21 protein-coding genes are annotated in these 22,861 nt (G+C 37.9%); 17 read left to right on the top strand and 4 right to left on the bottom strand.

Features of this window, described 5'->3' with window-relative positions; all coding sequences use genetic code 11:
* The first annotated feature begins 24 nt into the window (after positions 1-24).
* From mbcS to ACP8HH_RS11730, 6 genes are all read left to right on the top strand, one after another.
* Positions 25-1,596 carry an acyl-CoA synthetase MbcS gene (mbcS, locus tag ACP8HH_RS11755; protein WP_438311497.1) on the top strand — a complete coding sequence of 524 codons (1,572 nt, stop codon included), beginning with the start codon at positions 25-27 and terminating at the stop codon, positions 1,594-1,596.
* 179 nt (positions 1,597-1,775) lie between these two features.
* Positions 1,776-2,687, top strand: a complete 912-nt coding sequence (gene rarD / locus ACP8HH_RS11750) for an EamA family transporter RarD (protein ID WP_438311495.1) — start codon at positions 1,776-1,778, stop codon at positions 2,685-2,687.
* A 144-nt stretch (positions 2,688-2,831) separates the two neighbouring features.
* Positions 2,832-3,842, top strand: a complete 1,011-nt coding sequence (sppA, locus tag ACP8HH_RS11745; protein ID WP_438311494.1) for a signal peptide peptidase SppA — start codon at positions 2,832-2,834, stop codon at positions 3,840-3,842.
* Between the two features lie 12 nt (positions 3,843-3,854).
* A complete protein-coding gene (locus ACP8HH_RS11740) occupies positions 3,855-4,436 on the top strand; it encodes an RDD family protein (protein ID WP_438311492.1) in 582 nt (193 codons plus the stop codon).
* A 31-nt stretch (positions 4,437-4,467) separates the two neighbouring features.
* Positions 4,468-4,974: a thiol peroxidase gene (tpx, locus tag ACP8HH_RS11735; RefSeq protein ID WP_438311490.1), complete on the top strand. Its 507-nt coding sequence runs from the start codon at positions 4,468-4,470 to the stop codon at positions 4,972-4,974.
* Between the two features lie 51 nt (positions 4,975-5,025).
* Complete coding sequence (locus ACP8HH_RS11730; protein WP_438311487.1) at positions 5,026-5,937, top strand: class I SAM-dependent methyltransferase; 912 nt, start codon at positions 5,026-5,028, stop codon at positions 5,935-5,937.
* Positions 5,938-6,265: 328 nt separating this feature from the next.
* On the opposite strand, the gene ACP8HH_RS11725 is transcribed toward ACP8HH_RS11730, so the two are convergent.
* A complete protein-coding gene (locus ACP8HH_RS11725) occupies positions 6,266-6,712 on the bottom strand; it encodes a universal stress protein (protein WP_438319148.1) in 447 nt (148 codons plus the stop codon).
* A gap of 290 nt (positions 6,713-7,002) precedes the next feature.
* On the opposite strand from ACP8HH_RS11725, the gene ald reads away from it, so the two are divergent.
* The gene (gene ald / locus ACP8HH_RS11720; RefSeq protein ID WP_438311484.1) at positions 7,003-8,121 is read left to right on the top strand and encodes an alanine dehydrogenase; all 1,119 of its coding nucleotides are present in this window, start codon (positions 7,003-7,005) and stop codon (positions 8,119-8,121) included.
* A 47-nt stretch (positions 8,122-8,168) separates the two neighbouring features.
* On the opposite strand, the gene ACP8HH_RS11715 is transcribed toward ald, so the two are convergent.
* Positions 8,169-9,266, bottom strand: a complete 1,098-nt coding sequence (locus ACP8HH_RS11715; protein ID WP_438311482.1) for a M24 family metallopeptidase — start codon at positions 9,264-9,266, stop codon at positions 8,169-8,171.
* A 106-nt stretch (positions 9,267-9,372) separates the two neighbouring features.
* Between ACP8HH_RS11715 and ACP8HH_RS11710 the strand changes: the two genes are divergently transcribed.
* Both ACP8HH_RS11710 and ACP8HH_RS11705 read left to right on the top strand, forming a co-directional pair.
* Positions 9,373-10,053, top strand: a complete 681-nt coding sequence (locus tag ACP8HH_RS11710; RefSeq protein ID WP_438311479.1) for a metal-dependent hydrolase — start codon at positions 9,373-9,375, stop codon at positions 10,051-10,053.
* A gap of 96 nt (positions 10,054-10,149) precedes the next feature.
* Positions 10,150-11,457 (top strand): DRTGG domain-containing protein, encoded by a 1,308-nt coding sequence (locus ACP8HH_RS11705; protein WP_438311477.1) that lies wholly within the window; start codon positions 10,150-10,152, stop codon positions 11,455-11,457.
* Positions 11,458-11,498: 41 nt separating this feature from the next.
* Here the strand turns inward: ACP8HH_RS11705 and ACP8HH_RS11700 are convergent, their stop codons facing one another.
* Positions 11,499-11,813 (bottom strand): YtpI family protein, encoded by a 315-nt coding sequence (locus ACP8HH_RS11700; RefSeq protein ID WP_438311475.1) that lies wholly within the window; start codon positions 11,811-11,813, stop codon positions 11,499-11,501.
* A 94-nt stretch (positions 11,814-11,907) separates the two neighbouring features.
* Here ACP8HH_RS11700 and ACP8HH_RS11695 point away from each other — a divergent pair, with 94 nt between their 5' ends.
* From ACP8HH_RS11695 to ACP8HH_RS11660, 8 genes are all read left to right on the top strand, one after another.
* Positions 11,908-12,846 (top strand): DHH family phosphoesterase, encoded by a 939-nt coding sequence (locus ACP8HH_RS11695; RefSeq protein ID WP_438311473.1) that lies wholly within the window; start codon positions 11,908-11,910, stop codon positions 12,844-12,846.
* Between the two features lie 19 nt (positions 12,847-12,865).
* Complete coding sequence (locus ACP8HH_RS11690) at positions 12,866-15,946, top strand: DNA polymerase III subunit alpha (RefSeq protein WP_438311471.1); 3,081 nt, start codon at positions 12,866-12,868, stop codon at positions 15,944-15,946.
* 153 nt (positions 15,947-16,099) lie between these two features.
* Entirely contained in the window at positions 16,100-16,759 is a 660-nt protein-coding gene (locus tag ACP8HH_RS11685; RefSeq protein ID WP_438311469.1) for a FadR/GntR family transcriptional regulator, read from the top strand.
* Complete coding sequence (accD, locus tag ACP8HH_RS11680) at positions 16,756-17,625, top strand: acetyl-CoA carboxylase, carboxyltransferase subunit beta (RefSeq protein WP_438311466.1); 870 nt, start codon at positions 16,756-16,758, stop codon at positions 17,623-17,625. The genes ACP8HH_RS11685 and accD overlap by 4 nt, the downstream gene beginning before the upstream one ends.
* On the top strand, positions 17,618-18,571 hold the full coding sequence (locus ACP8HH_RS11675) for an acetyl-CoA carboxylase carboxyltransferase subunit alpha (RefSeq protein ID WP_438311464.1): 954 nt from the start codon (positions 17,618-17,620) through the stop codon (positions 18,569-18,571). Before accD ends, ACP8HH_RS11675 begins: the two co-directional genes overlap by 8 nt.
* 41 nt (positions 18,572-18,612) lie before the next feature.
* Positions 18,613-19,572 (top strand): 6-phosphofructokinase, encoded by a 960-nt coding sequence (gene pfkA, locus ACP8HH_RS11670; protein ID WP_438311461.1) that lies wholly within the window; start codon positions 18,613-18,615, stop codon positions 19,570-19,572.
* 20 nt (positions 19,573-19,592) lie between these two features.
* A complete protein-coding gene (pyk, locus tag ACP8HH_RS11665) occupies positions 19,593-21,353 on the top strand; it encodes a pyruvate kinase (RefSeq protein WP_438311459.1) in 1,761 nt (586 codons plus the stop codon).
* 58 nt (positions 21,354-21,411) lie between these two features.
* A complete protein-coding gene (locus tag ACP8HH_RS11660; protein WP_438311457.1) occupies positions 21,412-21,795 on the top strand; it encodes an FxsA family protein in 384 nt (127 codons plus the stop codon).
* Here the strand turns inward: ACP8HH_RS11660 and ACP8HH_RS11655 are convergent.
* Positions 21,785-22,759, bottom strand: coding sequence for an AI-2E family transporter (locus tag ACP8HH_RS11655; protein WP_438311455.1), 975 nt, complete (start codon positions 22,757-22,759; stop codon positions 21,785-21,787). The two genes, ACP8HH_RS11660 and ACP8HH_RS11655, sit on opposite strands and share 11 nt — an antisense overlap.
* Positions 22,760-22,861: the final 102 nt, after the last annotated feature.

Below are 22,861 nucleotides of genomic sequence, written 5' to 3'. Positions count from 1 at the left end.
GAATAGAGTAAAGGGGGAAGTATAATGAATAGTGAAAATCTCATTGCACCGGAACAATATAACCTTGTAAGCGAATTTGAAAAATATGCAACAGGATCCAATATGAAAGCATTGATATATATAAACTCAATTGGTGAGAAAAAAGAAATTACATATGAAGAATTGATGATTTCAGCAAATAAAGCTGCAAATGTATTTACAGAAAAGGGACTTGAAAAAGGGGACGTCGTATTAGTAATGGTTCCACGCTTGATTGAGGCTTACATTACTTATATCGGTGCACTTAAAGCAGGACTTGTAGTCATTCCAAGTTCAGAAATGCTTCGACCAACGGATATCGATTACCGTCTAGCACATAGTGATGCTAAAGCAATTGTAGCTTATGAAGCATTTTCGAATCAATTTAATGAAGTTGAAAACTTGAAAGATGTTCAAGTGTTTATAATAGGTGAGGCAGAAGAAAATCAATTATCTTTAACGGATTTAATGCTTAATGCCTCGAAAGATTTTTCTATGACAAAAACAAATAGTTCAGATATGGCTTTCTTGTCCTATACTTCTGGGACAACAGGAAAACCAAAAGGCGTTGTTCATACACATGGTTGGGGATATGCTCATCTCAGAACAACTGGTGCAAGTTGGCTTGGAATTGAAGAGAGGGATGTTGTGTGGGCTACGGCTGCTCCCGGATGGCAGAAGTGGATTTGGACACCGTTTCTTTCTGTCTTAGGAAGTGGTGCGACAGGTTTAGTCTATGATGGGAAATTTGATGTAGAGACTTACTTGAACCTTATTGGTCAATTCAAAGTGAATGTCTTATGTTGTACGCCAACAGAATATCGTTTTATCGCATCCGAAGAAAACTTGCAAAGTTATGATCTATCCTCGATTAGAAGTGCTGTCTCTGCAGGCGAACCACTTAATCGTGAAGTGATTGAGACTTTCGATAAATTATTTGGCTTACAAGTAAGAGACGGCTACGGTCAAACCGAAAATACGTTACTTGTTGGAACAATGCTTGGAATGGATGCGAAATTAGGTTCAATGGGAAAACCTACTCCGGGCAATCGCGTTGAAGTAATTGATGATTTTGGGCTTCCATCAATTCCAGGTGAAACAGGCGATATTGCAGTTCATGTTTCAACACCTGCTTTATTTAAAGAATATTTAAAAGATCCAGAGCGAACGGCTATGCAGTTCCGCGGAGAATATTATATTACAGGTGACAGAGCAAGAATTGATGAAGATGGTTATTTTTGGTTTGAAGGCAGAGGCGATGACATTATTATTAGTTCTGGTTATACAATTGGACCGTTTGAAGTAGAAGATGCACTTGTGAAACATTCTGCTGTTCGTGAATGTGCTGTCATCGCAAGTCCAGATAAAGTTCGGGGCAATATTGTAAAAGCATTCGTAGTATTACGAAATCCAGATCTAAAAGAGGAACCTGGACTCGTTAAAGAACTACAGGATCATGTTAAAAAATTAACGGCTCCTTATAAATATCCTCGTGAAATTGAATTTATGGATGAATTACCTAAAACGGCATCAGGTAAAATAATGCGTGTTGAACTCCGTAAAAGAGAACAGAATTGAGATGAACGATGGGACCATTTTTATAGACTAGGAAATACTGGTCTTTAAAAATGGTTTTTTTATATAGACTTAATCTTGAAGCGTTTTTGTGGGCATGTAAACAACTGCTTTACGAATAGTTTTCAAGCGTCTATACTAAGTGTACTATTTCGGTTTGCTAAATATAAGGGGATGTCGTAATGCATACAGAGAAAAGCGGTGTCCTATGGGCAATTGGGGCATATACTATTTGGGGGTTCCTACCAATATACTGGAAAAGTCTAGGACACGTTACGAGCAGCGAGATATTAGTAAGTCGAATTATTTGGGCATTTGTTATGACGCTTTTACTTGTATTGCTTATGAAGAATGGTCGTTATTTAATAGAAGATCTAAAAACTTTATGGAGTTCAAAACGTGATTTTTGGTACCTTGTTTGTGCTTCGTTTCTTGTTTCAGGCAATTGGTTTCTATTTATATGGGCTGTAAATCACGATCTTCTTGTTCAAACCAGTTTAGGTTACTATATTAATCCGTTGATGTCAGTACTATTAGGTGTTTTTTTCCTAAAGGAGAAACTATCTAAAGCACAACAATCCGCTTTTTTATTAGCTGCAGTAGGGGTAGTGATTTTGACGATATCGTATGGTAAATTTCCATGGATTGCATTTGTACTCGCCATCACTTTTGCAGTATATGGTCTTCTGAAAAAGCAAATCAAATTGGATGCTCTTCGTGGAATGACAATTGAGACTCTTTTTATTACACCGATTGCACTGGGATTTTACATATGGTTATTTTGGAATAAACAGTCCGCATTTTTACACGTTGATATAAAGACTGATATCTTACTTATTTTTACAGGTATAGCGACCGCTTTACCTTTAGTGATGTTCGCAAAAGGAGCGCAAAGAATTCCTCTTTATATGATAGGATTTCTACAATATATTGCTCCAACAATGATGCTTTTCCTTGGCGTTATTATCTATGGTGAGACTTTCGGTAAAATAGATTTCATATCCTTTGCATTCATTTGGACAGCGCTAATAGTATTTACAACATCTAAGGTTGTTGAAGCGATTAAAGCTAAAAAAAAGGGGAGTTCTAATTAAGATTGACTTCATTTAATAAACAAGTATTCGTTTTGAGAAATGTATAGTCACATCGAATGAGTTATACTAATTTTTGTATTCGGTGAAACATTTGGTGTGTATTTACGTATAGAGTAAGGTAAGGATTAAAAGGAGGAATATTCAATGACAATGAAACGATGGATAGCTATCATCGTAACGGGGGCACTAGTTTTTGTATCAATAGGTGTAAACTCGTTATCGTTTTTATTTACAAGGGACTTTTCGAGTATGTTAGATGAATTTGCATCTACATCAATTTCGGGTTATAACGAAACAATTATTGAAGAAGGAATCGGTAAAGATAAAATTGCAGTACTGAATTTGGATGGTGTCATTCAAGATACAGGAGGAGTGAATCCGATATTTGGTGGAACGGGTTATAATCACCAATTTTTTATGAGTCAGTTAACCGATATTGTTGAAGATGATACTATAAAAGGGGTAGTTCTTCGTGTGAATTCGCCCGGTGGTGGCGTGGTAGAATCTGCTGATATTTACGATGGTTTACTTGACATTCAAGAAAAAGGAATTCCTCTATATGTCTCCATGGGTGGAATGGCTGCATCGGGAGGGTACTATGTTGCCGCGCCAGCTGAAAAAATATTCGTCAATCGTGAGACAATTACGGGATCTATTGGAGTAATAATGGAAAGTATGGATTACTCAGGCTTTGCAGAAAAATACGGTATTCGTTTCAATACAATTAAAACGGGCCCATACAAAGATATAATGAGCGGAAATCGTGAAATGACAAAAGAAGAACGTACGATGCTCGAAGAAATGATTAATGATTCATACCAACGTTTTGTTGATATCATTGTGGATGGTCGGAATATGGCTGAAGCAGACGTTAAAAAGGTCGCAGATGGTCGTATTTTAAATGGTCGCCAAGCAATCGAAGCAGGTCTTGCGGATGAGTACGGAAAAGCTGCAGATGTAATTGCTGCGATGAAAGAAGATTATGAACTTAATGATGCTACGGTCTTTGAATATACAATGAATGATAGTTTTACTTCCCTTTTGGGATTGAAAGCCAAATCTATGTTTGGTGGTAATATGGAGTCCGAAATAATCGGTAAATTATTATCGAATCACAGTGCTCCAAGAATGATGTATTTATATGGTGATAAATAAGGAGGGGTACCTATGTCGGAATACAATGAACATCAGCTGAATCCGGCTGAAATGCCCATCGATTTGAATAAATCGTACAATCAAACGATAGAAACCAATCAGTATCGGCCGAAAATCGCGGGATTTTGGATTCGATTTTGGGCGTATTCTATAGATGTACTCGTAGTTTACGCACTGAGTGGTCTTTTTATTAAACCGGTTTTTAGAGCATTTGACGTTTCGGTTTCAAGTCCAATCTTTTTGTTTTTTAATACGTACAAAATAACGGCTCTATTGTTGTTTCTTGCTTACTTTTTATTAATGACAAAGTTTTTACATCAAACAGTAGGTAAGATGATTTTGGGAATTAAAGTAGTTCCTAAAGAAGGTGTGAAACTTAATTGGGGTACGGTCGTTTTTAGAGAAGTATTTGGAAGGTTCATTTCAAAAACTCTTTTATTTCCCTATTTACTCCCTGTTTTCATGCCGAAAAAAGAAGCGCTTCATGACCTTTTGGCAGACACATACGTCATTCACGAAAATTCTTTTGATAAAGTAGTAAATCTAACGACTGATAGTAAAGCCAGACAGTTGCATGAAGGGGCAGTAGTTTAGTAAGATTAGTATTGAAAGGGAGGCGTTTTTAATGACTAAAGTTACATTTCATAACGATCCTGTTACATTGCTCGGTACACAAGTTACAGTAGGGGATACTGCATCCGAATTTTCGGTACTAGCGAATGATTTAAGTGAAGTTAAATTATCTGATTCAAAAGGTAAAGTACGTCTAATTAGTGTAATACCTTCGATTGACACGGGTGTATGCTCAGTACAAACTCGGAAATTCAACGAAGCAGCAGCATCGCTCGGCGAAGATGTTCAAATACTTACGGTTTCTGTTGATCTTCCGTTTGCACAGGCAAGATGGTCTGCAGCAGAAGGAATCGACGCCGTTCAAACGGTATCAGATCATCGCGACTTATCATTTGGAGAAGCTTACGGAACAATTATTCAAGAACTTCGATTACTTACACGTTCGATTTTCGTAATTGATAAGGACGATAAAGTAACGTATGTTGAATATGTTTCTGAAGTAACGGACCATCCTGATTATGATAAAGCACTTTCGGCTGTAAAAGAATTAACTAAATAATAATAAAAACCCATTCGGAAACGAGTGGGTTTTGTTAGTTGAGGGATGACAATGAAAACAAATATTGAAAATATATTTTCGTTTATAGATACATATACGGAATCCACTGAGGTCCTGTATTTGGAAGCAATTGTAGAAGCTTGTGAACTTTGGTTATCGGGAAGTCAAATACCAGAGTTAAGCGGGGACATCACGAAGGAAGAGATTCGTCGTGGTATTCAGCTCGCGGTATTAAAAGGTATGCAACAATCTGCGCAACCGCATCACCAAATGACTCCAGATTCAATTGGTATGTTAATAGGGCATATTGTAGAGAAACTTGTTGAGGGGAAAAAAACGTTTACGATATTTGATCCTGCGGTAGGTACAGGTAATTTACTTTATACAGTCATGAATGCAATCGAGGGTGAAGTTATAGCAAGTGCTGTAGAAATTGATGAATTACTCGTTAGACTATCCGCCGTAACTGGTGAATTATTGCAACAACCGGTCTCCTTTCTCATCCAAGATGCACTTAGACCTCTACTAATAGATCCAGTTGATATTACAATATGTGATTTACCTGTTGGTTTCTATCCGGACGATGATAATGGTTTGAACTTTAAATTAATGCCGGCCACTGGACATGCTTATGCCCATCATTTGTTTATCGAACAAGCGATGAATCATACAAAGCCTGGTGGTCACGCACTATTCATTATTCCGGAAAATCTGTTTGACTCTGAACAATCAAAGATTCTACATCCGTTTTTAAAAGAGCAGGCCATTATCCGTGCGGTAATACAGTTACCGGAATCTTTATTTAAAAACACTTCACATGCAAAAAGTATTTTAATTTTAAGAAAGCCTTTCCCAGAAATGAGAGTCACGCCAGAAGTACTGTTGGCGAAAGTACCGAATATGAAAGATAAACGTGCGATGGCGTTATTCCTGCAAAAAATAGATATGTGGGCAGCAGAATAATCCATATGCATTAATATTGATTTCATCTTTATCCCGTGTCTAGCAGATTGGAGTGCAGAACGGCGACTACAATGGGATTAGCGTGAATATGGAGACCCCACAGGAGCGTGGTTTTCGCGACGATGAGGCTCGACGAACGGCCCTAAGAAGAATGGTTTTTATTCTTCGACAATGGAAAGCGTCCGATCGGAACGGAAATCGGCGGTGTGTAGGGTTCTTTAGGTTAATAGTTATTGTACAAGTTTATAAAGTCGTTCACAAAATAAAAAAGTTGGCCTATACCAGAACATATCTGGTATAGGCCAACTTTTTATTTATTCTATAAAAATTATTCTTCAGGTGTACGGATAACGAGAACGTCACATTTTGCAGATCTAACGATGTTCTCTGAAACACTACCGATTAAGAAACGTTCTACTGCGTTTAAACCTGTTGCACCACAAATGATTAAATCGATGTTCAGCTTTTTGGAAATGTCACGCGCGATCATAGTTTTCGGTGAACCATAATCGACAACAACATTAACTTTACTAAGTCCAGCTGCCTCTGCTTCAACTTTGTAGTTACCTAGAAGTTCTTCAGCGAATTTCTGTGCACGTTCAGCGATTGAACGATCATACGCTTCAACAGCCGCGTAAGAGCGAGTATCAATAATGTTTACAAGATTCAATGTCGCATTATTTCGAGCCGCAATTGCTACTGATTTTTTAAATGCCCATTCAGATTCTTTCGAGCCGTCAATTGCCACGAGAATTTGGTTGTATTGTAATGTCATGTGTAATCTCTCCATTCTATTATTTGTTATACGTACTACTTCTATAAATGATATAAATAATCCTTTAAATGAGTAAAATAAATTCATAATAATTGACAAACTTGTTACAAGAATTGAAAAAGTAGGTAAATAACTAGTGTTACTAACGATATAAAAGTCCACCTTAACTACAATATACTTGTAAAACAAGCATATTTAGATATTATCTGCTAAAATGGAATAGCATTGGTGAGGACATTAGTAATTGTGCAAACCAACCAACTAACCTATTAACAGGAGGGTATATTATTATGCGTATCGGTGTTCCTAAAGAAATACTTAACAATGAAAATCGAGTAGCAATGACGCCAGCAGGAGCTTTTACTTTAAAATCAGCGGGTCACGAAGTCTTCATTCAAACGGGTGCGGGACTAGGGTCAAGTTTCACAGATGATGAGTATATTGAAGCTGGTGCAGTAATCGTACCTACTGCTGAAGAAGCATGGAATACTGAAATGGTAATGAAAGTTAAAGAACCAAAAGCTTCTGAATTTCAATATTTCCGTGAAGGGCAAATCATATTTACTTATTTCCACCTTGCTCCAGAAACGGATTTAACAAACGCATTACTTGAAAGCAAAGTAACTGCTATTGCATATGAGACAGTTCAACTACCAAATAACACACTTCCACTTTTAGCTCCTATGAGTGAGGTTGCAGGTCGTATGGCTACACAAATTGGAGCACAATTCCTTCAAAAAACAAATGGTGGAAAAGGAATTCTTCTCGGCGGTATCCCGGGTGTATCCCGTGGGAAAGTTACTGTTATCGGTGGCGGAATGGCCGGAACGAATGCTGTGCGTGTAGCAATTGGTATGGGTGCACATGTAACTGTAATCGATTTATCGACAGATCGTTTGCGCCAATTAGAAGAGATGTTCGGAAACGATGTTCAAACACTCGTTTCAAATCCATTTAATATTGCAGAAGCAGTAAGAGATGCTGATTTAGTTGTTGGAGCGGTTCTTATTCCTGGAGCAAGAGCACCGAAACTTGTTTCTGAAGAAATGGTTAAATCGATGAGACCAGGTTCCGTTCTAGTTGATATCGCAATTGACCAAGGTGGAATTTTCGAAACGTCAGATCGTATTACAACACATGATGAGCCAACTTATGAGAAACATGGCGTTGTTCATTATGCTGTTGCGAATATGCCAGGCGCGGTACCGCGTACTGCAACAATGGGACTTACAAATACTACGGTTCCTTATGCTCTACAAATTGCTAACAGAGGCTTTAAACAAGCACTATTAGGAAATCTTGCCCTTCAAAAAGGTCTTAATACTTACGATGGTCATGTTACTTATAAGGCTGTAGCTGAAGCTCAAGGTCTTGAGTATGTTACTGCGGAATCATTATTAAATAGATAATTTAAATAGAGTCCATCCACTTTTAAAATGTGGATGGACTCTATTATTTATGGCTGAATAATTTGCAATTCTTTTGGGAATTTAGTTAGTACTTCTACACCATCTGCAGTTACAACCACATCATCCTCGATTCGGACTCCTGTAATTTCCGGATGGTAAATTCCTGGTTCGATTGTAAACACCATACCTTCATTGAGCACAAATTCATTTGTTCCTGTAATTGAAGGATATTCATGTACTGAAATACCAAGTCCGTGACCAAGACGGTGTGTGAAATACTCTCCGAATCCAGCGTCTGTGATTACATCTCTAGCGGCTTTATCAAGTTCACATGCTTTAACACCAGGTCGAACAAGATCTATTGCGGCTTGCTCCGCACGTTGCACTGTTTCATAAATTTCGCGCTTGGCCTCAGTCGGTTCACCGAATGCAACAGTCCTTGTAATATCCGAGCAGTAGCCATTATAAATAACTCCAAGGTCAAATAATATGAAGTCACCTTTTTGAATTTTACGGTCACCAGGTGTTCCGTGAGGAGATGCAGTTTTTGGTCCAGAGAGCACCATTGTATCAAACGCCATTTTCTGAACGCCTTTTTTCTTTAATTCAAACTCAATTGCCATAAGTACTTCAAGTTCAGTTTTACCTTCAGCTATTTCGCGACAACCAATTTCGACGGCGTAATCAGCAAGTTCTGCAGCTTTGCGTAAATGAACAAGTTCAGACTCATCTTTAATTACACGCATATTGTTTAGCTGTTCATCGAGCCTAGAGAATGAAGCTTCTGGAAAGAGTTCGTTCATGCGTTCTAATCGCTCGACGGTTAAGTTTGACTTTTCAATTGCAATCGAAGTTGGAGCAGGTCCCCGAGTATTGACGGCATTAACAAGGATGTCCCAAGCGTCTTCTGTATCGGCATGTCCAACTGCTTCAAACTTCCAGCCCGCTGCTTTTACGTCTGGAACTTCCATTAAAGGACAGAGAATAAATGGTTCCGCATCTTTAAATAGCATGACACCAAGAAGACGTTCATGTGGATCGCTACTAAACCCAGTCAAGTAAAAAACGTTGTCGGGTGTTGTTATAAATGCAGCATCTAGATTTTCATTTCGTAAAAAGTTTTGGATTACTTCAACCTTATTCAAATTATTACCCCTCTCATTTACTAATTACATTATAACAGAAAAGAGGGTTTTTCGTATAAAGAGCGAAAATTGTAAGTTATGAATGAAAACATAGGAGGAAATTTATATGCAAATCTCATATCACGGCCATTCAATAGTGAAAATAAAGACAGAGAATCATATGATCTTAATCGACCCTTTTATAAAGGGAAACAAGTTAACAGACCTAATTGTCGAAAATGAAAAACCGGATATAATTTTATTAACACACGGGCATAATGATCATGTGGGAGACACAATGGAGTTAGCAAGAGCAAACGATTCACTTGTCATTGCACCAAACGAACTTGCTGTGTATCTAAGTTGGCAAGGTTTAAGAACACACGGCATGAACTTGGGGGGGGCAAAAAACTTTGAATTTGGAACTGTAAAGTTTACACAGGCTTTCCATAGTTCTTCTTATACAACAGATCAAAATGAAATAATCTATACGGGTATGCCTGCAGGAATACTCTTCACGGCTGAAGGGAAAACAATTTACCATGCAGGTGATACTGCTCTTTTTGGGGATATGAAAATTATTGGAAAAAACCACTCGATTGATGTAGCTTTTCTTCCTATAGGAGATAATTTTACGATGGGGCCGGAAGATGCCGCACAAGCGGTTAAACTCATAAATCCAAAGCTTACAATTCCAATCCACTTCAATACATTTCCTCCTATTGAACAAGATCCAGAATACTTTAAGGAACTTGTCACGGATTATGAAGTGAAGATAATGGAAGCGGGAGATTCATTCGAGATATAAGATAATGGTCTAGGGGGAACGAAACAACTCTAGACCGTTATTTTGGAGTATTTATGGTAGAATAGATATAGGTTATGATAAGGAAAAGGTGAAGAGATGGCTACCAAGCATGAACTAATACTTCGGTATATAAAAGGGCTTTCTGTTGGAGAGAAAATATCCGTTCGACAAGTTGCACGTGTTCTCTCAGTAAGTGATGGAACAGCTTATCGCGCGATAAAAGAAGCTGAAAATAGAAAGCTTGTAAACACAATTGAGCGTGTGGGCACGATTCGAATTGAAAAGAAAAAGAGAGATAATATTGAACATCTGACTTTCGCCGAAGTGTTGAATATTGTTGATGGGCAAGTTCTAGGCGGCAGAGATGGTCTGTATAAGACATTAACGAAGTTTGTAATAGGTGCAATGCAATTGGATGATATGATGCGTTACATCGATGCAGGAAATCTTTTGATTGTAGGGAACCGTTTGAAAGCGCATGAAACTGCATTATTAGCTGGTGCGGCAGTTCTTGTCACGGGTGGTTTTGATGCATCCGACGAAGCAAAAAAGATTGCAGACGATCTTGAACTACCAATTATCTCCACAAGTTATGACACGTTTACTGTAGCTACAATGTTGAATCGAGCAATTTTTGATCAATTAATTGAGAAAAAGATCTTACTTGCAGAAGATATTTTAACACCGTTTTCCGAAACGATTGTTATGCAGTCAAACAATCAAGTTAGTGACTTTAATAGGGTGAATAAAGAATCTCAACACTCAGGATACCCTGTTATCGAAAAGTCCGGAAAGTTAATTGGTATTGTTACGTCCCGCGATGTTATTGGAAGGTCTGATGATGAACTAATTCGGAAGGTAATGACTCGGAATCCTATTACAGTTACGGAAAAAACAAGCGTAGCTTCTGCTGGACACAGTATGATTTGGGAAGGTTTGGACTTAATACCTGTCATTACAGAGAAAGGTACGCTTGCTGGAATTATTAGTAGACAAGATGTTTTGAAAGCTTTCCAAATGGCACAACGGCAACCTCAACAGGGTGAAACTAATGATGATATTGTGAAAAGTCAAATGGAAATTGTTTCGAATGATCCATATGCGATTCAATTTATTGTTGTTCCCCAGCTGACAAATGAACTTGGTTCTTTATCATATGGTGCAATGACTACATTATTAACGGATGCTGGAAATCGAGCAATCAAACTTCATAAACGTGGCGAAAGCGTACCTGAAAATATGACGTTGTATTTTATAAAACATGTCCAATTGGGAAGTGTGGTTCGCGTTGAACCAAGAATTTTACATATGAGCCGTCGTCTCGTCAAAGTGGACTTTGATATTTTAAGCGAAGGAGAACTTATTGCAAAAGCAATGGTAATGTATCAACTATTTGAACGTTAGGAATAGTAGGGAAAAAGAAAAACTGACGCATGTAATATGCATCAGTTTTGATTAAGCTCAGCCTCTTCAACAACGAAACGATTATAGTGTTTATATGAACGGAAATTATAAACAGATACATATAAGCCGAGTGGAATAAAAACTGCGGCAATAATATACCTTGTAATTCCAGCATCCAAAGTAAACTGATTCAATCCGAAAGAAATAAGCAATACTCCAAGTGAAGCACCTGCCATTCCTCCGTACATTTTTTTTCGAATCGGTAGCATATAAGTTGTACGGATCTGTCTAGTCTTAAAATAAAGATAAAATACTGCCGAAACGATAATGAAAAACACGAAAATTAAATTAAACATCAAAGCCCTCCATTGATTACATAACTTCTTTCATTGTAGAGGCTTTTGTGGTAGATTGCGACTAGAATATATTGAGGTATGGAGGAATTCAAGGATGAAAAGACAAATCATTGACACAATTGAAAAATACAATAAAATTATTATCCTTCGTCATGTACGACCGGATCCGGATGCATATGGTTCACAAATTGGATTGAAAGAACTTATTTTAGAGAACTATCCAACGAAAGAAGTATATGCTGCTGGTGAGCATGAGGAATCTTTAACGTATCTTGCAAGGCTGGATACTGTTGAACGCTTATACTATAAGGATGCATTGGTTATTATTACGGATACCGGAAATACAGAACGGATAGATGGTGAATTTTATAAGGATAGTGCTTTCATAATGAAAATAGATCATCATCCAGATGTTGATCCTTATGGAGATTTAAGATGGGTGGATACTACAGCAAGCTCAACTTCAGAAATGATTACGGCCCTTTTCAAAGAAGCAAAGAAAACAAATGATTGGAAGATGACAGATAATGCAGCTCGGCTCTTATTTGCTGGAATTGTAGGGGATACAGGTCGTTTCATGTTTCCGAGTGCGACGGAACAAACGTTCGAGTTGGCTAGTGAACTTATTAAATATAATTTTAATCGTGCTGAATTGTTTGCAGGTATGTACGAAGTAGATAGAAAGCTCCTTCATTTACAAGGCCATATATATCAAAACTTTGAGATGGATGATAATGGAGCGGCATTTATTAAACTAGATAGTGCAACATTGGCTAAATTCAATGTGACAGCTTCTGAGACATCACAACTCGTAGGCTCGCTTGGGGATGTTAAGGGGATTTCTGCATGGTTGATATTTATTGAAGAAGAGGATCAGATTCGTGTTCGATTACGCTCCAAAGGACCTGTTATTAACACTTTAGCCGCAGAGTATGGTGGAGGTGGCCATCCACTTGCTGCAGGTGCCTCTGTTCACTCTTGGGATGAGGCAGATGAAGTAATAAGTAAGCTGAAAGAGTATTGTTTGAAATAAATCGGGCGGAGGGAAATTGATGACACTTGTCTATCCGCAATTAGTTACGGGTGCAGATCTTTTGCGTGGAATTATTAAACTAAATCATCTAGCCCCTCTTCTAAAAAGGAGAGGGGCTCGTGCTGCTGCCATTGTGAATTCAAAACTATATGGCGTCCGCTCATTCTGTATTACAATGAAGAAATATGATATTCATCCAGTAATTGGGCTATCTGCTTTTATTGATTTCGGGGATGGAAAATCAGTATTATCTTATATTTATGCAAAAGATGATGTAGGATTCCGGAATTTGCTAAAGATTAGTAGTGCAATTTCTATAGGAGAATCCGAATTAATTCCAATCAACTGGCTTCTGGCTTATAGCTCTGGCTGCATTTTCGTCCTTTCGATGACAGACCAATCATGGGATGAACTACGGAATGAGGAAGTGGTTAGTCAATTAGTAAATGGTGTTGATGAAAAGTCTGTTTTTATAGGAATTGCAAGACAAAGTGGTGTAAAACATCTCGATGAGCAGCAAATCGAACACATAGCGGACGCGCTAAATATACAAATCGTAGCCGTTTATGAGTCACGTTTCATTGAACCTAAAGATTCATTTACTTATAAAGTTGCTGAAGCAATTCGTTTAGGAAATAAGCTGAACGATCCAGTCATAGTGAAAAGTTTGCACGAAAATGCCTATATTCCTGAGGAACCAGAGTTAAATGAATGGTTTGCTGATAAAAGTGAATGGCTTTCAAATATGGCGAGCGTTCTATTATCATGTACAGCAGAGTTTCCTCCCGGAGAAACTCTTATGCCAGTTTTTCCGGTTCCGAAAGGTGAAAGTTCAGCCGCTTTACTGAAAAAAAATTGTCTAAGCGGTTTAACGAAACGAATGGACGAATTGGACGCAACATATGAAAAACGACTTAAATATGAGTTGTCCGTAATAGAAGAAATGGGTTTTACGGACTATTTTTTAATTGTTGAAGATTTCATGCGTTTTGCAGCTGAAAATGGAATTTTAACGGGTCCAGGACGTGGTTCTTCGGCGGGGTCTTTGGTCGCCTATGCACTTGGAATTACAGATGTAGACCCAATTCGATATGGACTTATATTTGAGCGCTTTCTAAACCCGGGTCGCATAACGCTACCTGATATTGACATCGACTTTGCGGATAATCGGCGTGAAGAAGTAATACAATATGTTGCAAATAAATATGGGAAAAATCATGTTGCACAAATAATAACGTTTGGAACATTATCTACTCGTGCTGTTGCTCGTAATGTCGCTCGTGTTTTTGGTTTTTCTAACGAAGAGATGTCGTTTCTTTCAAAAGCAATTGCAAATAGTAATGGAGTTACATTTAATGATGCTATTGAAAAGTCTAAAGAGCTTCGTGATTGGATAGCATTGGACCCGATTCGCATTAAATGGGTGGAGGCTGCAAATTCACTTGAAGGATTACCACGCAATGCATCGACACATGCTGCAGGCGTTATATTATCTCCCAAACCTCTTGTTGAAACAGTTCCACTTCAAGGTGGTAGCAATGGAATTTTCCTAACTCAATGGCCAATGAATGATGTGGAAGAACAAGGCCTTCTAAAAATGGACTTTTTAGGTCTTCGAAACTTAACATTACTCGAACGTATTCGATCGATGATTGCCTATGATAAAGGCGTTAAAATTGAATTTGAAAAAATACCTCTTGATGATGATAAGACGTTTGAGGTTTTTAGAAAAGGCGATACAATTGGAATCTTTCAGTTTGAATCGAGCGGAATGCGAGCCGCACTTAAATTGATACAGCCTACCCGATTTGAAGATGTATTTGCAATCAATGCATTATACCGACCAGGCCCGATGGATAATATCCCTATATACAATAAAAGAAAAAATGGTGTTGAGAAAATTACATACATCCATCCATTACTCCGCACTGTTTTGGCAGAAACATATGGCGTAATTGTTTATCAAGAACAAATTATGCAAATTGCTGTAGAAATAGCTGGCTTTTCAATGGCGGAGGCAGATCTTTTAAGACGTGCTATTAGCAAAAAGAAACGTGATATTTTAAATGAGGAACGAATCCATTTCACGAAAAGTGCAGTGAATAAGGGGTTGTCTGAAAAAGAAGCGAATGATATTTATGACTTAATCGTAAAGTTCGCAGATTATGGGTTTCCGAAAAGTCATGCGGTCGCCTACTCTTTAATTTCTTACCGTCTTGCTTATTTAAAGGCTCACGAACCTGCATATTTTTATGCTGCTTTAATTTCATCAATTTCTGGAAACGATGAGAAAGTAATTGATTTAATTCAAGAAGCAAAAAATCAAGGCATTACGTTTCTTCCACCATCAATTAAAAGGAGCAAGTATAAATATACTGTCCAAAATGCTTCGATTCGAATTGGCTTAGGTTCGATTAAAGGAATAACACCATCTTTTTATGAAAAATTAAATGAAGCTCGAAAATTAGGTTACAAATGGAATTCGATGTTCGATTTCGCTGTCTCACTCGGTGGGGATTTGTTTAATGAAAAAGTAATTAGTTCACTTATAAAAGCGGGAGCATTGGATGAATTTAATAAAACGCGTGCAATTCTTCTTGCTTCTATAGATGCAGCAATTTCTCATGCGCGGTTTATACGTCCGGGTGACGCTGATGACTTACTATCAGGAATTATGCACTCTGTTGCAAGTCCTAAGTATTCACCAGGAGGTACCATGCCGAGGATGATGTTGCTTGAATTTGAAAAAGAAGTGCTAGGTTTTTATTTATCAGAGCATCCCGTAGGAGAAATTAAAAAAACATTAAGTGAAAAATACAACAATGTATCATCACTGTCTGAAATGAAAGACCGGGATACTGTGACGATTATTGGGTTAATTTCTGAAATCAAACGTATCCGTACTAAAAAAGGCGAATCGATGGCATTCGTTTCTATTCAAGATGACACAGGAACAATTTCTTGTACGTTGTTTCCAAAAGAGTATGCAACTTCAAATAATTTACTTAAAGAAATGAAAATGATTTCTTTACAAGGAGTTATAGAGACTAACAGAGGGCCAATACAAATACTTGTACAACGTATCAAAGACATTTACTAGTAGATGTAGTTGTTCTGTTTATGATTATTTGCAGTGAGCATTTAAATTATTTGAATTTGCTATCACTTTACGAAGTGTCTTAATTTCTGTATGCTTAAATACAGAAGTGGTCAGACCACTTTTCAGGACAATTAATTCCAGAGGGGTTTATGAATGGAAAATGTAAAGCCGTCATCGAAAATGTTTCTAGATATCGTTGGTGAACTTAAGGTGCTTATCTCAGAAGAGGGCATTAAAGCTGGCGACCGACTTCCATCAGAACGTGATTTAGCGGAGCGGCTGCAAGTAGGAAGATCTACCATTAGAGAAGCACTTCGAAGTCTTGAACTTCTTGGTTTAATTGAAACACGACGCGGGGATGGAACATTTCTAACTGATTTCCGTAAACATAAGCTTGTAAATGTATTAGCTGAATTCATAATGCAACAACCAGACTCTATAAATGATGTTCGTAAAACTCGCAGAATCCACGAGATTGCAGCTATCCAAACTGTCTGTAATACAGTGGATTTAAGGGGATTACCTGTATGGGAAAGTTTACACCTTAAAATTATAGAGGATGGAGAAGTGCTGCGCGAGGATATTATGCGTGAAATGATTGTAGCGACTGGAAATAGATTATCCTTAAGAATTTGGTTTTTATTGAAACAATACAGTAAAGTACGATTTGATGAAATGACGTCTCTAGTGGAAAATAGACTTATCTTGGATATGCTTCAATCTATTCCTACAGGAAATAAGCAAGCGGCATTAGAAGCCTACGCAAAATGGATTGAACTAGTTGAGGATGAAAGTGAGGGAAATTTTAAATGATTCGCGATATTTTCACGAAAAACAGAAAAAATAGAACGACTAAAATACCTTCGAATAATGGTAAACATGATGTTCCCGAAGGAATTATGTCAAAATGCCCGGAGTGTAAAAATATTATCTTGACGAAGGAATTAGTGCAAGCGTTTAAAGTGTGCCCCAAATGTGATCATCATCTCAGGATGACAGCAGTCGAGCGTGCTGCTCATCTTTTTGATGAAGGAACCTTCGAATCAATGGACAATCATCTTAAAACAGAAAATCCACTAAATTTTCCTGCTTATACAGAAAAGGTTGAAGCAGATGCAATAAAAACAGGGCTAAATGAAGCAGTTCTAACAGGTATAGGTGAAATTGAGGGACATAAAATTGCAATTGCAATTATGGATTCTCATTTTCGCATGGGATCGATGGGTTCCGTTGTTGGGGAAAAAATAACGCGTGCTATTGAAAAAGCGACAGAACTTAAGATTCCAGTCATTATATTTACAGCAAGTGGTGGTGCTCGAATGCAAGAAGGTGTTTTGTCACTTATGCAAATGGCGAAAACCAGCGTTGCACTAAATCGGCATTCTGAAAATAAACTATTATACATTTCTGTTATGACATATCCTACAACGGGTGGGGTATCTGCAAGTTTTGCTTCTGTTGGAGATATTAATATTGCGGAACCAAAAGCGCTTATTGGATTTGCGGGTAGACGTGTAATTGAACAAACAGTGCGGGAAAAATTACCCGAAGATTTCCAAACGGCAGAATTTCTTCTTGAACATGGCCAATTAGACGCAGTCGTTCACCGTAAAGAAATGAAGGAAACATTGGCTAAAGTTCTAAGACTTCATTTGAAAGGAGCCGAAATAAATGAGTAAAACACTTTCATTTGAAGAACCAATTGTTCGTCTGCGAGAAAAAATAAATGAACTTGAGGAATTCACATCGAGTTCAACTGTTGATTTGTCTGAGGAAATCATTACGTTAAAAGGAAGATTAAAAAACTTAGAAATAGATATTTACGGTAATATGGAGCCGTGGGACCGCGTTCAAGTTGCAAGACATCCTCAGCGTCCAACAACACTAGATTATATTGCAGAGTTATTTGTGGACTTCATTCAATTGCACGGTGATCGGAATTACGGGGATGATGCTGCGATTGTAGGTGGTATTGCATCCTTTGAAAATACGCCAATTACTGTTATTGGACATCAACGTGGAAAAGACACAAAAGAAAACGTGAAAAGAAACTTTGGTATGCCACACCCTGAAGGATATCGTAAAGCTTTAAGATTAATGAAGCAGGCAGAAAAGTTTGGAAGACCAATCATTTGTTTTATTGACACTAAAGGAGCGTATCCGGGAAAAGCTGCGGAAGAACGTGGACAAAGTGAGGCGATTGCGCGAAATTTAGTCGAAATGGCTGGGTTGACTGTTCCTGTTATTTCGATTGTGATTGGGGAAGGTGGAAGTGGTGGTGCACTTGCTTTAGGAGTAGCCAATCATATTCATATGCTAGAACACTCTACATACTCGGTTATTTCTCCTGAAGGAGCAGCTTCAATTTTGTGGAAAGATCCAAGTTTATCAAAACAGGCAGCTGAAGCGATGCGAATTACAGCTCCTCATTTAAAAGAAATGGGTATAATTGATAAAATTATACCTGAAGTTCTTGGTGGTGCACACCGTGATTCAAACATACAATCTGGATATATTGGGGAAGCACTAAGAGAGTCGTTATTAGAATTAACGAAGTTAACAAGTGATAAACTTGTTGAGAATCGTTATGATAAGTTTCGTGCAATGGGTGTATTTACAGAGTAGATATGAATTGAAATCACAATGGATAAATGAGGTGATTTGACTTGAAGAAAATTGCTGTATTAACGAGTGGTGGAGATGCGCCCGGCATGAACGCTGCTGTGCGTGCGGTTGTTCGTAAATCCATTTATGAAGGACTGGAAGTAGCAGGTGTCTTAAACGGCTACCAAGGTTTAATCGAGGGGAAAATCGAACTTTTACAACTAGGTTCTGTAGGCGATATTATACAGCGTGGCGGAACGATACTTAGGTCTGCCCGATCACCTGAATTTAGAACACTTGAAGGGCGCCAAAAAGCAGTAAAGCAAATCAAGTTACATGGGATTGAAGGCCTAGTTGTTATTGGCGGAGACGGTTCGTTTATGGGCGCACTGGAACTTACACTGCTCGGTATACCGTGTGTCTGCGTACCAGCAACGATTGATAACGATATTAATGGTACCCAATTTACAATCGGTTTTGATACAGCACTAAATACGGTTATTGAAGCAATTGATAAAATTAGAGATACCGCAACATCCCATGAACGTACCTTCATAGTTGAGGTAATGGGACGTGATGCCGGTGATTTAGCGCTTTGGGCAGGACTTGCCGGAGGGGCCGAAACAATTTTAATACCCGAAGAGAAATTTGATGCGATGGATCTTATTAAACGGCTAAAGAGCGGAACAGGCCGGGGTAAAAAGCACAGCATAATTATCGTGGCAGAAGGTGTTATGTCAGCAAATGAACTTGCTGACATTCTAAAAGAGAAAGCTAATATTGAAACGCGGGTTTCAATATTAGGTCATATTCAACGTGGTGGTTCACCTTCTGCGCGTGATCGAGTTATTGCGAGTCAATATGGTGCAAGAGCTGTTGAAGTCCTTATGGAGGGACGTAGTGGCGTTGCAGTTGGCATGAGAAACCACCTTGTAATAGATTATAATTTGCAAGAAGTTTTTGAAGGCTTGCATGAACTGGATATGTCAATGTACAAATTATCGAAAGAATTATCCATATAACCTAAAAAAGAGGCGATATTATGAGGAAAACAAAAATTGTATGTACTATAGGTCCGGCAAGTGAATCAGTAGAAATGTTAGAACAGTTAATAGATGCAGGTATGAACGTTGCACGATTGAATTTCTCCCATGGAAACCATGCAGAGCATAAAGTTCGTATCGATCGAATAAAGGAAGTTTCTAAACGAAAAGATAAAGTTGTTGGAATTTTACTGGATACAAAAGGTCCGGAAATACGTACACATTCGATGAAAGACGGTCAATTGAATCTTGAAACGGGCCAACATATTAATATTTCAATGACAGAAGTTCTTGGGGACGTTAGTGCCTTCTCGGTTACTTATGAAAAATTAATTGAAGATGTTGATAAAGGTTCAGTTATTCTACTAGATGATGGTTTAATTCAATTAGAAGTAACGGGCAAAGATGAAGATCAAGGACTTATCCACACACTTATTATCAATTCAGGTGTATTGAGCAATAACAAAGGCGTGAACGTTCCTGGAGCAACAGTACAACTTCCTGGAATGACGGAAAAAGATGCTGAAGACATTCTTTTTGGAATAAAAGAAGAAGTGGATTTCATCGCAGCGTCTTTCGTGAGACGTGCTTCAGATGTTATGGAAATACGTAGTCTTTTGGAAAACAATGGTGGAGGCCATCTACATATTATTCCTAAAATTGAAAACCAAGAGGGTGTCGACAATCTTGATGAAATACTAATGGTTTCAGATGGATTAATGGTTGCTCGAGGTGATTTAGGTGTAGAAATACCAGCAGAAGAAGTTCCACTCGTTCAAAAAGACATGATTAAGAAATGTAACCAAGCAGGTAAACCAGTCATTACTGCAACACAAATGCTCGATTCTATGCAACGTAACCCTAGACCTACACGTGCGGAAGCAAGTGATGTTGCAAATGCTATACTAGATGGCTCTGATGCGATAATGCTATCTGGAGAAACTGCAGCAGGATTATATCCGGTTGAGTCGGTTCTAACAATGCATCGAATTGCACGTACAACGGAAGATGCAATTGACTATCGTACCGTTGTTTCGACCAGGCGTCGTGAGAAACAAGGTAATATGACAGAGGCTATTGGACAAGCGGCAGCATATACAGCGATAAACCTGAATGTGAAAGCAATTTTAGCTCCTACACAAAGTGGACATACTGCAAAAATGATTGCAAAATATCGTCCAGGATGTCCAATTATTGCACTAACTTCATCAGAAGAGAATTCAAGAAAGCTTTCACTATTCTGGGGTATTTATCCTATCGTTGGGAAAAAGGTGACATCAATTGATTCCATATTAGAAGAATCAATTGAAGAAAGCATTAAACATCAATACATTAGTCACGGAGATATTGTAATTATTACGGCTGGTGTTCCAGTAGGTGAAGCAGGAACAACGAACCTTATGAAAATTCATATTGTCGGAGACCTTCTTGCGCGTGGCCAAGGAATTGGGAAATCCGTAGCATTCGGGCGAGCAATTGTAGCAAATACCGCTGCTGAAGCGTTAAAACATGATATGCAAGGAGCAATTCTAGTCACTACCGGATCTGATCGTGATATGATGCCAGCTATTGAAAAATGTGCGGGACTTATTACAGAAGAAGGTGGTTTAACAAGTCACGGAGCCATCGTTGGACTTAGTCTTGGTATTCCTGTAATTGTAGGGGTTGAAAATGCCACAAAGACAATAGCTCATGGAAGTGATATTACGATGGATGCTGAATCGGGCGTAATTTATTACGGCCACGCAAGCGTTCTTTAAGAAAACGAAGCTGCTTCCGAAAAAAATCGGTTAGCAGCTTTTTTAGGAGGTAATTTTTTTGAAATGGCTAGTTTTATTATTCATAATCGTGCCAACAGCTGAATTGGCTTTACTTATTTATTCGGGCAATACAATTGGTTTACTTCCTACAATAACGATAATCTTGACTACGGGTATTGGAGGAGCTTATCTTGCGAAAAAACAAGGACTGAAGGCGTGGAGTGAAATTAGATTACGCATGTCAACAATGGAAACGCCAGGAGATGCACTTATTGATGGTGTTTGTATATTTATGGGGGGATTATTTCTTCTTATGCCAGGATTTATAACGGATATAATTGGTTTTCTATTGTTATTTGGTGGTCCGAGAAATCTAATCAGACCATCTATTCACAAATGGATTTACAAAAAGATGAAAAATAATCAAATCCTTATGATGTGAATAGTGTATGATTTTTTGCTTTCATTGCGGCGAAAAGGAGAAATGGTGTTAAGAAAATACCAACCACACCAAACAAATAAATCGTACAGGCCATTATAAAAAAAGCGTGTACAGGCTTTAACTGAAATGTAGATGCATACATGTAGGACTCGGCTATTTGACGTGTTGTGAGTGTCAATATATAAAGCAGTATTAGTGAAATTCCAACAAAAAGATTTTCAGTGTATATAAAATAAATAGCCATTGGTATTAGAAAAAGTCCAACACCAAAAAAAGGAAGACTGTCTACTAAGGAAATTAAAAAAGCCGTCCCAATGGGTGAATTAAAGCGCAAGAATACGAGACCGACAGATAAAATCAAAAAAGTTATTAAAATTAAACGTACTTCCACGAATACAAACGTACTTATAAGATTAGCAGCTTCTTTTTGCATATTTTTTGCTGATTTTCGTAATTTCGTTGGAAAATAGACAAGAAACCAGAATCGGTCTTTCCCTGATTCACGTAACGCAAAAAAATAAGCGACAAGAAAAATAAATAAACTAAATAGATGCTGAAAAACGGTCTGAATTAGAGCAAGCATATACTCTAAAATAGCTTGCCCAAATTGAACAATCTTACCTTCTAGAAAAGTAAGGGTTTGTCCAATAATATCTGTGTTTTGGGTGAAAGGTGTTAGATGACGTTCAACTGCTGGTACTATATTGAAAATACCTTGTAGTGCAATATACGTAAACGTACTTGTTAAAAGGATGAGTAGTAGCATCACAAGGAAAGTTGAGATTGTTAAAGGAAGTTTGAGAACAGAGCGGACCGCTGTTAAAATGGGTGCGGTAAAATAGGCCAGAATGACTGCCAAGGCCGCTGGGGGAACTGCGAATATGAGTAATGCTGTAAATAGCACTGGCAACCATTTTATGAGTAAAGTATTGATTGTCCTTTGTTTTTCGCTTTTTGAAGACATATTTCACACTTCCTTTCTAGCATATTCCAATTAAAAAAGGCATTTGTATTCACAAATAGGACAATATTGATTATAATGAAAACTGTAGGCATTTTTAAACAA

Origin of the sequence: Sporosarcina sp. FA9, from assembly GCF_051550205.1 — a bacterium.
Taxonomy (GTDB): domain Bacteria; phylum Bacillota; class Bacilli; order Bacillales_A; family Planococcaceae; genus Sporosarcina.
Note: the sequence above shows the minus strand (reverse complement) of the source record. Positions and strands in the feature narration are given on the sequence as shown.

Coding starts and splice junctions, on each gene's coding strand:
- mbcS (WP_438311497.1), top strand. CDS start 25: ATGAATAGTGAAAATCTCATTGCACCGGAACAATATAACCTTGTAAGC.
- rarD (WP_438311495.1), top strand. CDS start 1,776: ATGCATACAGAGAAAAGCGGTGTCCTATGGGCAATTGGGGCATATACT.
- sppA (WP_438311494.1), top strand. CDS start 2,832: ATGACAATGAAACGATGGATAGCTATCATCGTAACGGGGGCACTAGTT.
- ACP8HH_RS11740 (WP_438311492.1), top strand. CDS start 3,855: ATGTCGGAATACAATGAACATCAGCTGAATCCGGCTGAAATGCCCATC.
- tpx (WP_438311490.1), top strand. CDS start 4,468: ATGACTAAAGTTACATTTCATAACGATCCTGTTACATTGCTCGGTACA.
- ACP8HH_RS11730 (WP_438311487.1), top strand. CDS start 5,026: ATGAAAACAAATATTGAAAATATATTTTCGTTTATAGATACATATACG.
- ACP8HH_RS11725 (WP_438319148.1), bottom strand. CDS start 6,712: ATGACATTACAATACAACCAAATTCTCGTGGCAATTGACGGCTCGAAA.
- ald (WP_438311484.1), top strand. CDS start 7,003: ATGCGTATCGGTGTTCCTAAAGAAATACTTAACAATGAAAATCGAGTA.
- ACP8HH_RS11710 (WP_438311479.1), top strand. CDS start 9,373: ATGCAAATCTCATATCACGGCCATTCAATAGTGAAAATAAAGACAGAG.
- ACP8HH_RS11705 (WP_438311477.1), top strand. CDS start 10,150: ATGGCTACCAAGCATGAACTAATACTTCGGTATATAAAAGGGCTTTCT.
- ACP8HH_RS11700 (WP_438311475.1), bottom strand. CDS start 11,813: ATGTTTAATTTAATTTTCGTGTTTTTCATTATCGTTTCGGCAGTATTT.
- ACP8HH_RS11695 (WP_438311473.1), top strand. CDS start 11,908: ATGAAAAGACAAATCATTGACACAATTGAAAAATACAATAAAATTATT.
- ACP8HH_RS11690 (WP_438311471.1), top strand. CDS start 12,866: ATGACACTTGTCTATCCGCAATTAGTTACGGGTGCAGATCTTTTGCGT.
- ACP8HH_RS11685 (WP_438311469.1), top strand. CDS start 16,100: ATGGAAAATGTAAAGCCGTCATCGAAAATGTTTCTAGATATCGTTGGT.
- accD (WP_438311466.1), top strand. CDS start 16,756: ATGATTCGCGATATTTTCACGAAAAACAGAAAAAATAGAACGACTAAA.
- ACP8HH_RS11675 (WP_438311464.1), top strand. CDS start 17,618: ATGAGTAAAACACTTTCATTTGAAGAACCAATTGTTCGTCTGCGAGAA.
- pyk (WP_438311459.1), top strand. CDS start 19,593: ATGAGGAAAACAAAAATTGTATGTACTATAGGTCCGGCAAGTGAATCA.
- ACP8HH_RS11655 (WP_438311455.1), bottom strand. CDS start 22,759: ATGTCTTCAAAAAGCGAAAAACAAAGGACAATCAATACTTTACTCATA.